This is a genomic window from Bacillus pretiosus (assembly GCF_051294775.1).
GTDB lineage: Bacteria > Bacillota > Bacilli > Bacillales > Bacillaceae_G > Bacillus_A > Bacillus_A wiedmannii.
The window spans coordinates 1-286 of sequence record NZ_JBPPHF010000467.1 but is presented as its reverse complement, the minus strand read 5'-3'; the positions used below and the strand labels follow the sequence as shown (position 1 = coordinate 286).

Below are 286 nucleotides of genomic sequence, written 5' to 3'. Positions count from 1 at the left end.
AAAAAAGAAGATGCAGATAAATATAAAATTGAAGCGGAAGCAAGAGCACGTGCAGAAGAAGTTCGTGTAGAAGGTTTAGCGAAGGCGGAAATCGAAAAAGCGCAAGGTCACGCAAAAGCAGAAGTACAAAAAGCACAAGGTACAGCGGAAGCAGATGTTATCAGATTAAAAGGTTTAGCAGAAGCGGAAGCGAAACAAAAAATTGCTGAGGCATTTGAGTTATATGGCCAAGCGGCGATTATGGATATGGTTCTTAACATGCTTCCAAGTTATGCGAAGGAAGTTG

Annotated in this window: 1 pseudogene; it reads left to right on the top strand. The window is 41.3% G+C overall.

From position 1 onward, the window contains the following. Nucleotides 1–286, top strand: a pseudogene (locus ACSG5Z_RS31760) (flotillin family protein); the annotation flags it as partial.